Origin of the sequence: Mesorhizobium ciceri biovar biserrulae (assembly GCF_001618845.1) — a bacterium.
In the GTDB taxonomy this organism is placed as follows: Bacteria; Pseudomonadota; Alphaproteobacteria; order Rhizobiales; family Rhizobiaceae; genus Mesorhizobium; species Mesorhizobium ciceri.
Map to the genome: position 1 here is coordinate 569,950 of NZ_CP015064.1, position 14,452 is coordinate 584,401.

At 63.7% G+C, this 14,452-nt stretch carries 13 protein-coding genes; 8 read left to right on the forward strand and 5 right to left on the reverse strand.

Translation table 11 applies throughout. The features are described from left to right. The first annotated feature begins 118 nt into the window (after positions 1–118). Together A4R29_RS02685 and A4R29_RS02690 are read left to right on the forward strand one after the other, a co-directional pair. Complete coding sequence (locus tag A4R29_RS02685; protein ID WP_063171119.1) at positions 119–1,399, forward strand: amidohydrolase family protein; 1,281 nt, start codon at positions 119–121, stop codon at positions 1,397–1,399. 106 nt (positions 1,400–1,505) lie between these two features. After that, positions 1,506–2,429 (forward strand): DMT family transporter, encoded by a 924-nt coding sequence (locus A4R29_RS02690; protein ID WP_013528034.1) that lies wholly within the window; start codon positions 1,506–1,508, stop codon positions 2,427–2,429. Between the two features lie 7 nt (positions 2,430–2,436). Here the strand turns inward: A4R29_RS02690 and A4R29_RS02695 are convergent, their stop codons facing one another. Further along, on the reverse strand, positions 2,437–3,339 hold the full coding sequence (locus A4R29_RS02695) for a phosphotransferase family protein (protein ID WP_063171120.1): 903 nt from the start codon (positions 3,337–3,339) through the stop codon (positions 2,437–2,439). 103 nt (positions 3,340–3,442) lie between these two features. Between A4R29_RS02695 and A4R29_RS02700 the strand changes: the two genes are divergently transcribed. Then, positions 3,443–4,075, forward strand: a complete 633-nt coding sequence (locus tag A4R29_RS02700) for a class I SAM-dependent DNA methyltransferase (protein WP_063170453.1) — start codon at positions 3,443–3,445, stop codon at positions 4,073–4,075. A 1-nt stretch (position 4,076) separates the two neighbouring features. On the opposite strand, the gene A4R29_RS02705 is transcribed toward A4R29_RS02700, so the two are convergent. Next, positions 4,077–6,530, reverse strand: coding sequence for a GcvT family protein (locus A4R29_RS02705; RefSeq protein ID WP_063171121.1), 2,454 nt, complete (start codon positions 6,528–6,530; stop codon positions 4,077–4,079). After that, the gene (locus tag A4R29_RS02710) at positions 6,527–7,414 is read right to left on the reverse strand and encodes a phosphotransferase family protein (RefSeq protein ID WP_063173535.1); all 888 of its coding nucleotides are present in this window, start codon (positions 7,412–7,414) and stop codon (positions 6,527–6,529) included. The genes A4R29_RS02705 and A4R29_RS02710 overlap by 4 nt, the downstream gene beginning before the upstream one ends. A 403-nt stretch (positions 7,415–7,817) precedes the next feature. On the opposite strand from A4R29_RS02710, the gene A4R29_RS02715 reads away from it, so the two are divergent. Further along, entirely contained in the window at positions 7,818–8,594 is a 777-nt protein-coding gene (locus tag A4R29_RS02715; RefSeq protein WP_013528029.1) for a DeoR/GlpR family DNA-binding transcription regulator, read from the forward strand. On the opposite strand, the gene A4R29_RS02720 is transcribed toward A4R29_RS02715, so the two are convergent. Continuing rightward, on the reverse strand, positions 8,591–9,490 hold the full coding sequence (locus tag A4R29_RS02720) for an NAD(P)/FAD-dependent oxidoreductase (RefSeq protein ID WP_063171122.1): 900 nt from the start codon (positions 9,488–9,490) through the stop codon (positions 8,591–8,593). The genes A4R29_RS02715 and A4R29_RS02720 overlap by 4 nt on opposite strands. Beyond that, positions 9,480–9,929 (reverse strand): RrF2 family transcriptional regulator, encoded by a 450-nt coding sequence (locus tag A4R29_RS02725; RefSeq protein WP_027161832.1) that lies wholly within the window; start codon positions 9,927–9,929, stop codon positions 9,480–9,482. The genes A4R29_RS02720 and A4R29_RS02725 overlap by 11 nt, the downstream gene beginning before the upstream one ends. 263 nt (positions 9,930–10,192) lie before the next feature. Here A4R29_RS02725 and A4R29_RS02730 point away from each other — a divergent pair, with 263 nt between their 5' ends. From A4R29_RS02730 to A4R29_RS02745, 4 genes are all read left to right on the forward strand, one after another. Beyond that, positions 10,193–10,849, forward strand: coding sequence for a DedA family protein (locus tag A4R29_RS02730; protein ID WP_082827281.1), 657 nt, complete (start codon positions 10,193–10,195; stop codon positions 10,847–10,849). A gap of 75 nt (positions 10,850–10,924) precedes the next feature. Then, positions 10,925–11,836: a LysR family transcriptional regulator gene (locus A4R29_RS02735; RefSeq protein WP_013528025.1), complete on the forward strand. Its 912-nt coding sequence runs from the start codon at positions 10,925–10,927 to the stop codon at positions 11,834–11,836. 219 nt (positions 11,837–12,055) lie between these two features. Further along, positions 12,056–13,210 carry an ABC transporter substrate-binding protein gene (locus A4R29_RS02740; RefSeq protein WP_013528024.1) on the forward strand — a complete coding sequence of 385 codons (1,155 nt, stop codon included), beginning with the start codon at positions 12,056–12,058 and terminating at the stop codon, positions 13,208–13,210. Between the two features lie 228 nt (positions 13,211–13,438). After that, positions 13,439–14,449, forward strand: coding sequence for an ABC transporter ATP-binding protein (locus tag A4R29_RS02745; RefSeq protein WP_063169923.1), 1,011 nt, complete (start codon positions 13,439–13,441; stop codon positions 14,447–14,449). Positions 14,450–14,452 lie beyond the last annotated feature (3 nt).

The following is a 14,452-nucleotide window of genomic DNA, read 5'->3' on the forward strand; positions in this document are numbered from 1 at the left end:
CGGCCGGATGAAACCATCCGCGGCCGCCGCGGACAAATCGCTGTTGCAAGCGGCATCGACGGGATGCGATTTTCAGCCTCGGCTATATCAGATGATTCTTTTAACGGGATGACGACGGATGGATTTCGACCTTATCGTTCGCGGCGGCACACTGCCTGATGGCAGGGTTGCCGACATCGGCATCAACGGTGAGACGATCGCGGCGATCGAGCCCGTTCTCCAGGGTTCCGCGCGGACGAAGGTCGACGCCCGTGGCAATCTGGTCTCGCCGCCCTTCGTCGATCCGCATTTCCACATGGATGCGACGCTCTCCTACGGCATTCCGCGCATCAACGCTTCGGGTACGCTGCTCGAAGGCATTTCGCTGTGGGGCGAGTTGAAGCCGCTTTTGACGCATGAGGCCGTGCGTGATCGCGCGCTGGCCTATTGCGACTGGGCGGTGTCGATGGGCCTGCTCGCCATCCGCACCCATGTCGATGTCTGCGATGACCGCCTGCTGGCGGTCGAGGCGTTGCTCGAGGTCAAGAAGACGGTCGCTCCCTACATCGACCTGCAATTGGTCGCCTTCCCGCAGGACGGGTTTTATCGCTCTCCATCGGCGCGTGAAAACACCATCCGCGCGCTCGACATGGGCGTCGACATCGTCGGCGGCATCCCGCATTTCGAGCGCACCATGGCCGACGGCACGCGCTCGGTAACGGAGCTGTGCGAGATCGCGGCCAGCCGCGGCCTGATGGTCGACCTGCATTGCGACGAGACCGATGATCCGCTGTCGCGCCATATCGAGCAGTTGGCCTATGAAACGCAGCGTCTTGGTCTGCAGGGCAAGGTCGCCGGTTCGCACCTCACCTCGATGCATTCGATGGACAATTACTACGTCTCGAAGCTGCTGCCGCTGATCGCCGAGGCCGGCGTCTCGGTCATTCCAAATCCGCTGATCAACATCATGCTGCAGGGCCGCCACGACACCTTCCCGAAGCGCCGCGGCCTTACCCGGGTCAAGGAGATGCTGGCGCTCGGCATTCGCGTCGGTTGGGGCCAGGATTGCGTGCTCGATCCCTGGTATTCGCTGGGCACCGCCGACATGCTCGATGTCGCCTTCATGGGTCTGCACGTCGCTCAGATGTCGAGCCCGGCCGAGATGGCGCGCTGCTTCGACATGGTCACCAACGTCAATGCCGCGATCATGGGCCTCGATCATCTCGGCCTGGCGGTCGGCAAGCGCGCCAGCCTTGTCGTCCTCGATGCCGGCAATCCGGTCGAGGCCCTGCGGCTGCGCGCCGAGCGCCTGTGCGTCATCGCCAGGGGCAAGGTGGTGGCGGAGCGGACGAAGCAGGAAACCAGGCTGTCCATCGGCGGAAGGCCGGGAATGGTGAACCGGCGGCACATATCCAGCTAGATACAGCCGATTCCCGGCGCTGGTCTTACCCATTGCCCGAATTCTCCTCGTCAAGGCAGCCGCTTCCGTCTACGACGCGGCTTACCAGGGAGGAATCGGGATCGGCATGACGCAGCCCGTGGCGCAGAATTCGACGATCAGGAATGTGCTTTTGGCCGGCATTCTGTTGATGCTGGCCGGCGATTTCCTGTTTGCGCTGAACGACGCCATGGGCAAATGGCTGGTCGCCAGCTTCTCCGTCGGCCAGGTGGTGCTGATCCGCTCCATCGGCGCCTTCTTCGTGCTCGGCCCGATGATCGCCAACCAGGGCCCGGCCAAGCTGTTTCGCATGGAACGCCTGGAGCTGCAGCTGCTGCGGGTGGTGATGACCACGCTCGACACCGCGCTCTTCTATGCCGCCGTGGTCTATCTGCCGCTGGCCGATGTGATGAGTTTCTACATGGCGGGGCCGATCTACGTCGCGGCACTCTCGCACCTCTTGCTTGGCGAAAAGGTCGGCTGGCGCCGCTGGATGGCGATCCTGCTCGGCTTCTGCGGTGTGCTGATCATGCTGAAACCGTCCTCGGCGGCCTTCTCGCTGTCATCGGGTTTTGCGCTGGTGGGCAGTATCTCCTTCGCCTTCGCCATCATCCTCAACCGCCGGCTGCGTGGCACCAGCGACACCAATCTAGTGACATGGCAGACCATCGGCACGCTGCTGGTCGGCGGCGTGCTGAGCATCGGCGCCTGGCAGACGCCGTCGGCGCTCGATCTCGGCGCCATGCTGCTGCTCGGCATCGTCTCCTGCGGCGCCCATCTGATGATCACCAGGGCGCTCAAGCTGGCGCCGGCCTCAACGCTGGCGCCGCTGCATTACACGCTGCTGCTGTGGGCGGTGGTGTTCGGACTGGTGTTCTTCGGCGACGTTCCCGGTCCGCGCATCCTGATCGGCTCGGGCATTGTCGTTCTCGCCGGCCTGTTCATCTTCCACCGCCAGAAAGTGGTCGAGACCACGGTGCCGCCCGAAAACGTGCCGAAGGGCGTGAATTAGTCCAGGCTCACCCCCGGCGGATCGCCGCCAGATGCCCTGAAAACTCGGACGTCTCCATCAGCGCCTTGCAGCGCGCGAACCGCCCGTCGGCATAGGCGCGAAAATCATCGACCGGGTTGTTGTTGGCGAGCTGGATCAGCCCCCACAGCGTCCATAACAGGTCGCACATCGCCTTGTAGATGACGATGCGGCCGCGCTCCGCCGGCCTCGCCTCGCCGCCGAAATAGGCGCGCATCATCTCTTCGTCTTGCGCCAGATCGAATTTACCTTCCACGGAGAGGTCGCCAAGGTCCCAGAGCGGGTCGTTCATGCCCGAATATTCCCAGTCGACGATCCACATCCGCTCGCCGGTGTCGAGGAAGTTTTCGCACAGCGGATCGCAGTGGCAGGCAACGATCGGCAGCGGATGGGCGGCCAGCGCCGACCGCACGCTCTCGGCGTCGCGCACCACGTCATGATAGCCGGCGGGCAGGGCGATCTCCTTGGTGGACAGCACCTTGAGATAGTCGTCGATCATCGCAAACAGCTCGAAGCGGAAGGGAAACACCGCGCCTGAATTGTGCAGCTTGCGAAAGGCCTCGCCGGCGCGGGCTGGACTGCCCGGCCGAACCTTGAATTTCTCCTCCGACATGGTTTCGGCGCCGGCGATGTAGCGTGTCACCATCAACCCGGTGCCGGCATCGACATGCAGCACCTCGGGACTGACCCCTGCTTTTGCAGCTTCGCGTGCAGCCACCGCTTCGTTGGCCCGGTTGATGTATTCCTCGGTGCCCTTGCCGGGAATGCGCAGGCAGAAGTCGCCGGCCTTGAAGACGAGGTTGGTGAGGCCGCCCAGCCGTTCCAGCGGCCCGCTGTAGCAAGCCAGCATGGGAATGGCGTCCAGTGCCGCACGCGCCTCGTCTGTAATCATGCCTGCGCCCCCACACACTGTTATTTGTCGCGGCAACGGTTCCACAATTTTCGCGCTTTGGCTATCATCACTGCGAGATCAAAAATTGGCGGACTGGATCAAAGTGGCGGACAACAAACATCAGGGTGCGCTTGGCGCGGCCTACGCGGCAAAGCGGCCCGAAGAGGTCGCCGCACTTTATGATCGTTGGTCGCAGACCTACGACGCCGACATGTCGGCCGCCGGCTATCGCCATCCGACGATCTGCCTTGCGCTGCTGACCCGCCATCTGCCGCGCGGTTCAGCACCGCTGCTCGATGCCGGGGCCGGCACCGGTCTCATCGGCGAATGGCTTGATATTGCTGGTTACCCGCAAGTCGAGGCACTCGATATTTCGCAAGGCATGCTGGATCAGGCAGCCCGCAAGGGTGTCTATTCCGCGCTCCATTGCCTGGCGCTGGGCGGTCATCTGCCCTTTGCCGATGATGCCTATGCCGGAGTGATCTCGGCCGGCGTCTTCACATCAGGTCATGTCGGCGTCGAGGGGCTGGACGAACTGATCCGCATATGCCGGCCGGGCGGCATCATCGTGCTGACGGTCAAGAACTCGCTGTGGGATCAGGGCTTCGCCACGCGCGTCGCTGAGCTCGAGGCGCAGGGCCTCGTCACCCGCGTCGAGGAAACGCGCCCTTATGTCTCGATGCCCGGCGAAGCCGACACCGTGCCCAGCCGCGGCCTCGCACTGCGCGTGACCTGACCTACGCTTTGACCCTCGCGCCTGCCGGGTCGTACATCGGCTCGAGGTGGATCTTGGCCGGCGTCCTCTCCATCGCAACCACCAGTTCGTAGTCGCCCGAGGCGAGAAAATCGTCGCTGACCCCGTCGGCGTTGCGCACGTAGCCGTAGCCGATGGTCTTGCCCAGCGTATAGCCATAACCGCCGCTGGTGAGATAACCGACAGGCTCGCCGTTGCGCAGGATGGTTTCGCGGCCGAGCAGCACGATCTCGGGGTCGTCGACCGTGAAGCCGGCAAAGCGTTTCTTCATTGCCGTGCCGCTGGTCTTCTCCAGCGCGCGCCGTCCGATGAAATCCGTGTTCTTGCGCAGCTTGACCGCCCAGCCGAGCCCGGCTTCCTGCGGCGTGTCGTTGGGCGTGATGTCGGAGCCCCAGGCACGATAGCCCTTTTCCAGCCGCAGCGATTCCAGTGCCCGATAGCCGATCGGGCGGATGTCGTGCTTTTTGCCTGCCGCCATCAGCGCGTCGAAGACTTCGCCGGTGGCCGCGATCGGCACGTGCAGTTCCCAGCCCAGTTCGCCGACATAGGTGACGCGCAGCGCCCGAATTGTGTGGCCGGCGATGGCAATCTCACGCACATGGCCGAACGGGAAGCTCACGTTTGAGACGTCGGCTTCGGTCACGGCCGAAAGCACGTCGCGCGCCCGAGGACCCATCAGCGACAGCGTGCCGAAATCCTCGGTGACATCGACCAGCCTGGCATCGAGCCCTTCGCCGATATGATCGCCGATCCACGAGGAATCATGCGTGCGGAAGCCTGTGCCGGTGACGATGTAGAACTTCTCTTCGGCCAGCCGCGCCACCGTCAGATCGGCCTCGATGCCGCCGCGTGTGTTGAGAAGCTGCGTGTAGGTCAGCCGGCCGACCGGCTTGCTGACGTCGTTGGCGCAGACCCAGTCCAGCGCCTTCAGCGCATCGGGCCCGCTCAGCTCGTATTTGGCGAAGGAGGATTGATCGAATATGCCGACTTTTTCGCGCACATGCCGGTGTTCGTCGCCGACCGCCACAAACCAGTTCTGCCGGCCCATCGAATAGATGTCCTGCGGCTCGACGCCTTCGGGCGCGAACCAGTTAGGCCGTTCCCAGCCGAGCTTCGAGCCGAACACGGCATTTTGCTGTTTCAGCCTGTCGTAGAGCGGCGAGACGATGCGCGGCCTCCCGCTGGCATACTCCTCATGCGGAAAGCCGATCGTATAGTGTTTGCCATAGGCCTCCAGCGTGCGGTCGCAGACCCACTGACGGTCACGGTGCAAATTGGAAAAGCGCCTGATGTCGACCACCCACAGGTCGAGCGGTGCTTCGCCATCGACCACCCACTGCGCCAGCACCCAGCCGGCGCCGCCGCCCGAGGCGATGCCGAAGGCGTTGAAGCCGGCGCCGACAAACATGTTGGCGCATTCGGGCGCTGTGCCGAGAATGAAATTGCCGTCTGGCGTAAAACTCTCCGGCCCGTTGATCATCTGCTTGACGCCGACGGTTTCCAGTGCCGGCACGCGCGCGATCGCTTGGCTCATGTGCTGCTCGAAATGGTCGTAATCATCGTCGAACAGCCTGAATTCCCAATCATTGGGGACGTCGCCGCCGGGGAGACTAGTAGCCCAGGCCTGCGGGTTCGGCTCATAGCCGCCCATCACCAGCCCGCCGACCTCTTCCTTGAAATAGGTGCGCCGGTCCGGATCGCGGATGGTCGGCGCGTCGGTCGCCAGTCCGTCGATCTTCTCGGTGATGATGTACTGGTGCTTCACCGGCTGCAGCGGCACGTTGATGCCGGCCATGGCGCCGACCTGCCGCGTCCACTGGCCGGCGCAGTTGACCACCTTGTCACAAGCAATGTCGCCCTTGTTGGTCTTCACCGCCGTGATGCGGCCGTCCTTCATTTCGAAGCCGATGACGCGGACATCCTCGAACAGTTTGGCGCCATGCATGCGCGCGCCCTTGGCCAGCGACTGCGTGATGTCGGAGGGGCTCGCCTGGCCATCGGTCGGCAGCCAGGAGGCGCCGACAAGATCGCCGGTTTCCATGAGCGGCCACATTGCCTTGACTTCCGCCGGCGACAGCAATTGCATGTCCATGCCGAAGCTTTTCGCCGTCGTCGCCAGCCTTTTGTACTCGGTCCAGCGGTCGGCATTGGTGGCGAGCCTGAGGCAGCCGGTCATCTTCCAGCCGGTGGCAAGGCCGGTCTCGGCCTCGAGGCCCTTGTAGAGTTCGACGGAGTATTTCAGCACGCGGGTGATCGAAGCCGACGAGCGCAACTGGCCGACAAGGCCGGCGGCATGCCAGGTCGAGCCCGAGGTCAGCTTGCCTTGTTCGAGCAGAACGACATCGGCCTTGTGGTCGCGCGCCAGATGATAAGCCGTCGAACAGCCGATGATGCCACCGCCGATGACGACGATGGCGGCCTGGGTCGGCAATGTCATGATTTCTGCATCCCGTACTTCGTTCTGTAGTTTTCCAGCGCCGTGTCGAGCCGGGCGAGGTTTTCCTCGGTGTAGGCGACGTAGTCGATACCGGGCGCGTCGAGATAGAGCTCGGACACCATGCTCCACATCGCCTCGCGCAGCAGCGAGGCGCATTGCATGGCCGCGTGCGAACGGCGGATCGCTTCGTCCGGTTCTTTCATGAAATAGGCGGTCAGAAAGGCGAAGGAGTCCTCGTCGCTCATGCCGGCGTTGGAGGCGGCGCCTGCGAGGTCGAACATCGCCGTGTTGAAGCCGGCATATTCGAAGTCGATCAGCCACAGCCTGTTGCCGTCGTCGAGAATGTTGGCCGGCAACAGATCATTGTGGCCAAAGACGATCGGCAGCAGTTTCTGCGCGCGCTCCAGTTCGTCGGCCAGCGTCAGCAGGCGCGGCAGGTCGCTGCGCTTGCGGCTGCCGCCTTCTTCAAGCGTGCGCGCATAGTCGCGAATGACATGGAACACCCAGAACATGAAGCCGGCGCCGGAGACGTGACTGGGCATCTCCCGGTGAAAGGCGCGCATCAGGGCTGCGACGCGGCCAAGATTGGCGCGTACGTCCTCGGCGAGATAGGTCTTGGCGCCGAGAAACTCTGTGACCATGATGCCCGGTTCGGCATGGCGGACGGCCGGCGCGAAACCGGCGGCATGCGCCGCCCGCGCCGTCATCACCTCGCGCTCGCGAAAGACATGGTGGAACGGATAGTCCTTGCCGAAGCGCACGACGTGTCGTCCCGCCGCGTCCGTGACCACATAATTCGCGTTGCTCAGACCGCCGGGCAGCGGTGCGATCTCGATGCCACCGGTCCAGCAGGGCAGGGCGCGGATGCGGTCTTCGGCGGTCACGGAATCATCCCTGGTTTGCTGGGCTTCGACAAGGCGCCGTGAACAGCGCAACGACGGCGGGGAGAAACGTAAATAATCTCGTCGGTGCGGGACGCCAGGATCGGTATCCCGCACCGCACCGACGAGCCCCTTGGCCAGGTTTTTGAGCCCGGCATCCGCCCCCGCGGATCTGAAAATTCCTTGTACAGGCACGTTCCAAACAGCCTGACCACTGAGTTGCGTCTCTGCCCCCAGTCGCAGATCTGAAGCCTGTTGATGTCTTTGATTTCACGCCAGGGTTTCCCGCTTGTCAATAAAAAGCTGTGACTTTTTTTGGGTATTTTGCCTGAAAGCATAAGGTAGTTCCTTTAAAAGCAATTGAATTACCTTAGAATCGGTCAAGAGCATCAGTTCGGGAAACCAGATGGCCCAGTCCAAACGACACGGCGAGATCCTGCGGCTCCTGCAGGAAGAGGGCACCGTCACCATCGCCAGTCTGGCCGACCGGCTGGGCGTGTCGCTCGAGACGGTGCGCCGCGACGTCAAGCCGCTGACCGGTGATGGCTCTGTCCTCAAGATGCATGGCGCCATCGGCCTGCCGTCAATGATCGGCGAAGCGCCGTTCGAGCGGCGCATGCGTGAGAACGCCGACGCCAAGCGGGTCATTGCCCGCATGGTCGCCGCCACCATCCGCGACGGGGAATCCATCATGCTCGACACCGGAACGACGACCTCGTTCCTTGCGCGTGAACTGCTCGGCCACCGGCGCCTGACGGTCGTCACCAATTCCTCGGACATCGCCCGCACGCTGGCCACCATCAACGGCAACAAGGTCTATATGGCCGGCGGCGAGCTGCGCAGCGATTCCGGCGCTGCTTTCGGCGCCTCGGCGATCGATTTTGTCAGTCGCTTCTCGGTCAGTCACGCCATCATTTCCACCGGGGGCGTCGACGCGGTGATGGGCGTCATGGATTTTGATCTGGATGAGGCCGAGTTCGCCCGCATGGTGCTGTCGCGCGGCCAGCGGTCCCTCGTCATCACCGATCACTCGAAATTCGGCCGTCTTGGTCTGGTCCAGGTCTGCGGCTTCGACAGCTTTTCCGAACTCGCCACCGACCGCTCGCCGCCGCACGACCTGGCCGCCGCCCTTGCGCAGGCCGGCGCCCGGCTCAGCATCGCCGGCGCGGAAGCCGGGTTCTAGCCGAAGACCAGCGATTGGTGGGCGCAGACGCCCGCAAAGGTGCCACCCGATACTGCAAGGGCGATGTTGTGCATCGAACGTGCCGCGTCGCCGGCGGCGTAGACGCCGGGCACGGTCGTCTGCTGCCTGTCGTCGACTGATATCACCGTGCCGAGGAGGCCTTCGGTGAAGCCGCAGCCGAGCTGTTCGGCCAGCGGGCTGGCCATGATATTGCGCGGAGCGGTGAACATCGCCCTGACGCCGGCCTTTCTGCCGTCGTCGAGGTGGACGATCAATCCGCCGGAGCCGTCTTCCTCTAGCTCGGCAACGCTGGTGGGCTCAAACCGCACCTTTCGGCTCTCCAGCGCGCGCATCTGCTCTGTGTCAGGTTCGAGCAGGCCATTGCCGAACAGCGTGACATCGCCCCAATCGGTGATCAGCTGTGCCTGATGCATGGACATCGGACCGGTTGCGAGCACGCCGAGCGGCCCGCCGGAAACTTCGTAGCCGTGGCAATAGGGGCAGTGCAGCACGCTCTTTCCCCAGAGCTCGGCAAGCCCGGCAACCTCCGGCAGGATATCGCGCACCCCAGTGGCCAGTACCAGCCGTGCCGCGCCGAATGTCTCGCCACCCTCGGTGGTGATTTCGAAATCGCTGCTGCCAGCGGCAAGGGCCTTGTCGGCGCGCCCGTCGACAACCCTGGCTGTCGGATAGGCCAGTAGTTGGCGCCTTGCGTCATCCAGGATTGCGCCGGGCGCGCGCCCGTCATGTCCGAGGAAGCCGTGCGAATGCTCGGCAAAGCGGTTACGCGGCCGGCCGGCGTCGATCACCAGCACCTTGCGTCCTGCCCGCGCCACCTGGATGGCGGCGGACAGGCCGGCAAAGCTGCCGCCGACGACGGCAAGATCATACTGCATGGCTGGAGACTCCAATGAGGTCAAAACGGCGGCGGAAATCGGCGGTCAGGTCAGCCAGCGTGATGCGGCTCAGCTTCTCCGCCAGCAGCCTTTCGGCGGCGATGCGAAAATCGTCGAGCACGGCGATCACCGCCTGCTCGACGAGGCAGCCGGGGCTTTCCGGATCGGTGCTGAACGGCAGCAGTGTCTCGCCAAGGGCGACGCTGATCTCGGCCAGGGATATTTTCTCGGGCGCCCGCCCGAGCAGCCAGCCGCCACCGTGCCCGCGCGACGAGGTGACGATGCCGGCGTCGCGCAAGCCTGCGATGGTGCGGCGGACCACCACCGGATTGGTGTGGATGAAGGTGGCAAGCTGCTCGGAGGTCAGCGCCTGTTCGGGCTTCTCGGCCATGTGGACGAGAATGTGCAGGGTCGAGGACAGCCGGCTGTTGCGTTTCATGTAACTTAGTTAGTTACGATTGGTGTCGATGTCAAACACGTCTCGTCCGCGCCGAGGCACAATGTCCACGCAATCCATTCGCGGCAAACAGAACCAGTCGGTGCGCGATTCGCCTCGTATGCCGGCGCCAAGGCGTCGGACCCGACATATGCAACGGATTTCGGGTCCGACGCTGACTGCAGCAAACGCCACGTCGACCGATCGAAGCGTTGGATCCAGGATGGAGGTTGCCTGATGCTTTGTCTTTTCTCCAGAGATGGACCGTGGCACCGTTTGGTGTTGGCGTCACCATGTCGCTTCGCATGACGGGGCCGCTGGCGGCCGTCCTCGGCTTCGGTCTGTTCGGCGTCTTCTGCCTCGCCTTCACCGAAAAGATCCTGCCAATCCCGCCCTCGCATGTGCTGCTGCTGTTCCTCGGCATGACGGCGGCGCCGGATGCTTCGACGCTGGCGATCCTGCTGATGGTGACGACGCTTGCGTCCGCCAGCGGCTGCCTTGTCTGGTTTGCGGTCGGCCGCCGGGTTGGACCTGACCGCGCCGACAGGCTGGTCGAGCGTTTCGGCAAGTACGTGTTCCTGCGCCACGCGACCTACCGCAGGCTCGGCCAGGCCTATCGGCGCAATCACGTCCGTGTGTCCTTGCTGGCGCAGTTCATCCCGACTGTGCGCAATTACCTGCCGATCGCCGCCGGCGCACTCTGCCTGCCCGCTTTGCCCTTCGCGGCCGCGACGCTGCTCGGCGCCACGTTCTGGAACGCGGGCTTTCTCACCACCGGCTATCTGCTGCGCGGCAGCGGCCGGGACTCCTTCACGGTGGGCCTGCGCATCATTGTCATCGTCGTGGCTCTGGAGACGGCATTCATGCTTGCGCTGCGCTATGGCCCCGCATGCCGGCGGCGCATCAAGTTGGCGCTCGGTTGAGCGCCAGCTCTCAGGTCATGGGATAAGCTCTGCAGTCGGCTTTCCTTCGTTCGGCCGCCGGTGTTTAGTCCGGGCATGGCTTTCACCATCCGCCAGCTGCAGTTCTTCATCGCCGTTGCCGAGCAAGGCACGGTCTCGGGCGCCGCCCAGAACCTCTCCATCTCGCAATCGTCGGTCACCGAAGCGATCAAGGAACTCGAAAGCGATCTCGGCGTCGAACTGTTCGAACGCCACCCGCGCGGCCTCAACATCACCCACAAGGGTCACCAGTTCCTGCGCCATGCGACGAAAATCCTCGCCGATGTTTCCGACGCGCGCCGCTCTTTCTCCGGCGAGCAGGCGGTGGCGGCCGGCCGGCTGCAGCTCGGCGTCACCTCGCTGGTCGCCGGCTATGTGCTGTCGGATCTGCTCGCCCGCTACCGCCGTGCCTATCCCGGCGTCGAGGTCTCTGCCATCGAGGACAATGGCGATTATCTCGAACACCTCCTGATCGGCGGCAAGCTCGACATTGCCGTCATGGTCACCTCCAATTTGCGCGACCGCACCGCGTTGCAGTCGGAAATCCTCGAAGTCTCGGCCTATCGGCTGTGGCTGCCGCTCGGTCATCCGCTCGTCGGCGCCGACATCATCAGCATTGGCGACATTGCCTCCGAAACGCTGATCATGCTGACCGTCGACGAGATCGAGGAGAATACCGGCAAGCTGCTGACGGCGATCGGCGCCAAGCCGCATGTCGCCTTCCGCACCCGTTCCGTGGAGGCCGTGCGCAGTCTGGTCGCCACCGGTGCCGGCGTGGCGCTGCTGCCGGATCTCGTCTACCGGCCCTGGTCGCTGGAAGGCGACCGCATCGAATCGCGCGATATTTCCGGCTCCTTGCCGGTGGTCCAGGTCGGCATGGTCTGGCGGCGCGGCTCCGGTCTGCCGCAGGCCGCACGCGATTTCATCGGTCTTGCCCAGTCGCAACGGACGGTCCGCCAGCGTCCCTGAGAGACCGGCTGCACATCTATCGGAAAAACCGATATCGCCCTTCTGATAAATGAATTTGCGAAACCGGAATTTTCAAAGCACTTTCGGTTCAGGGACCAAAGCCGCCATCAGAGCGGCATCAAGCCCAACGGACGAACTGACAGTTTTCAGTCCGCGCGTGACCCCTAGCGAAGACCGAAACCGGCTTTCAGGGTCAGGCGCCTAAATGGGAGATCGACAATGAATTCATTCCTGAAGTCCTGCACTGCTCTGACGGTCGCGCTGACCTTTTCCGGTCAGGCCGTCGCCCAGGTCAAGGAACTTGGCAAGGGCGAAGGCCAGGTCAACATCGTTGCCTGGCCGGGCTACATCGAGCGCGGCGAAACCGACAAGGGCTATGACTGGGTGACTTCCTTCGAGAAGGAGACCGGCTGCAAGGTCAACGTCAAGACCGCCAACACCTCCGACGAGATGGTCTCGCTGATGAATGAGGGCGGCTTCGACCTCGTCACCGCTTCGGGCGATGCCTCGTTGCGCCTCGTTGCCGGCAAGCGCGTGCAGCCGATCAACACCGATCTCATCCCGAGCTGGAAGACGGTCGACGAGCGCCTCAAGGACGCGCCGTGGTTCACCGTCGGCGGCGCCCACTACGGCGTTCCCTACCAGTGGGGTCCCAACGTCCTGATGTACAACACCGACGTGTTCAAGGAGGCTCCCAAGAGCTGGAACATCGTCTTTGAGGAAATGAAGCTGCCGGACGGCAAGTCCAACAAGGGCCGCGTCCAGGCCTATGACGGGCCGATCCACATTGCGGATGCGGCCAACTATCTGATGTTCCACAAACCGGAACTCGGCATCAAGGATCCTTATGAACTGAACGAGGACCAGTACAAGGCGGCGCTCGAATTGCTGCGCGTCCAACGCACACTGGTTGGCCGCTATTGGCACGACGCCGCCATCCAGGTCGACGATTTCCAAAACGAAGGCGTCGTCGCTTCCGGCTCGTGGCCGTATCAGGTCAACACGCTGGTCGCCGCCAAGAAGCCGGTCGCTTCCACCATCCCGGAGGAGGGCGCCACTGGTTGGGCCGACACCACGATGATGGAGGCCGACGCCGCCAACCCCAACTGTGCCTATATGTGGATGGAACATTCGCTGTCGCCGAAGGTGCAGGGCGATGTCTCAGCCTGGTTCGGCTCACTGCCCGTCGTGCCCGCCGCCTGCAAGGGCAATGAGCTTTTGACCGACGAGGGTTGCAAGACCAACGGCTACGAGAACTTCGACAAGATCAAGTTCTGGAAGACGCCGGTGTCGAAATGCGCCACCCAGAACGATCAGTGCGTGCCCTACTATCGCTGGGTGTCGGACTATATCGGCGTCATCGGCGGACGATGAGCATCCTTGCCCTCCCCCTTGTGGGGAGGGTCGACGCATAGCGTCTGGGTGGGGTCTGCTCGGCAGTTCGTGGCAGTGCCTGGCCCTTCGCAAGGCTCAGTCGTTCGAAGCTCGAAAAGCCAAGCAATTGGCTTTCCTCCGCTATGCGGATCACTTCTCACCCCCACAAGGGGGAGATAGGACGTCGCGCGACATCAACACATCAAACCGGCAACGGACTGACAGCCCATGACCTCCGCCGTCTCCTTCCAGAAAGCCTCGCGCCATTTCGGCAGCGTGCGCGCGGTCGACGCGGTCGATCTCGACATCGCGCCGGGCGAGTTCTTCGCCATGCTCGGGCCGTCCGGTTCCGGCAAGACCACTTGCCTGCGCCTCATCGCCGGCTTCGAGCAGCCGACATCGGGCTCGATCTCGATCTTCGGCGACCGCGCCGAGGGCGTTCCGCCCTATCGCCGCAACGTCAACACCGTGTTTCAGGATTATGCGCTGTTCCCGCATCTGAACGTGCTCGACAACGTTGCCTACGGGCTGATGGTCAAGGGCGTCGGCAAGGCTGAGCGGCACAAGGCGGCGGAAGAGGCGCTGTCACTGGTGCGGCTGCCCGGCTATGGCGCCCGCCGGCCCGGCCAGCTTTCCGGTGGCCAGCGCCAGCGCGTGGCACTGGCCCGCGCGCTGGTCAACCAGCCAAAGGTGCTGCTGCTCGACGAGCCGCTCGGCGCGCTCGACCTCAAATTGCGCGAGAACATGCAGGAGGAGTTGAAGTCGCTGCAGAAGGCGCTCGGCATCACCTTCGTCTTCGTCACTCACGACCAGGGCGAAGCGCTGTCGATGGCCGACCGCGTCGCCGTCTTCAACGATGGCAAGATCATGCAGATCGGCACTCCGGAAGATATCTACCAGCGGCCGAGGACCCGCTTCGTCGCCGATTTCGTCGGCTCCTCCAATGTGCTGCCGCCGGATTTCGTGCAGCGCTATTCCGGCCAGCATCGCTGGGGGAGTCTCCGCCCTGAATCCATTCGCGTCGGCCGCGCGGCCAAGGGGGTCACAAGTGGTGAAGGCGTATCGGCCCGCCTCATCTCGACCAATTATCTCGGCGCCACGACAAAGCTGGCGCTCGACGCCGACGGGCTGCGGCTGCACGCCATCGTGCCGGCCGGCATCGCCTTGCCGGCAGAAGGCGAGGCGGTTGTGCTGACCTTCAACCGCGAGCACCTGCATCTGATGGACGAGCCGGCATGAGCC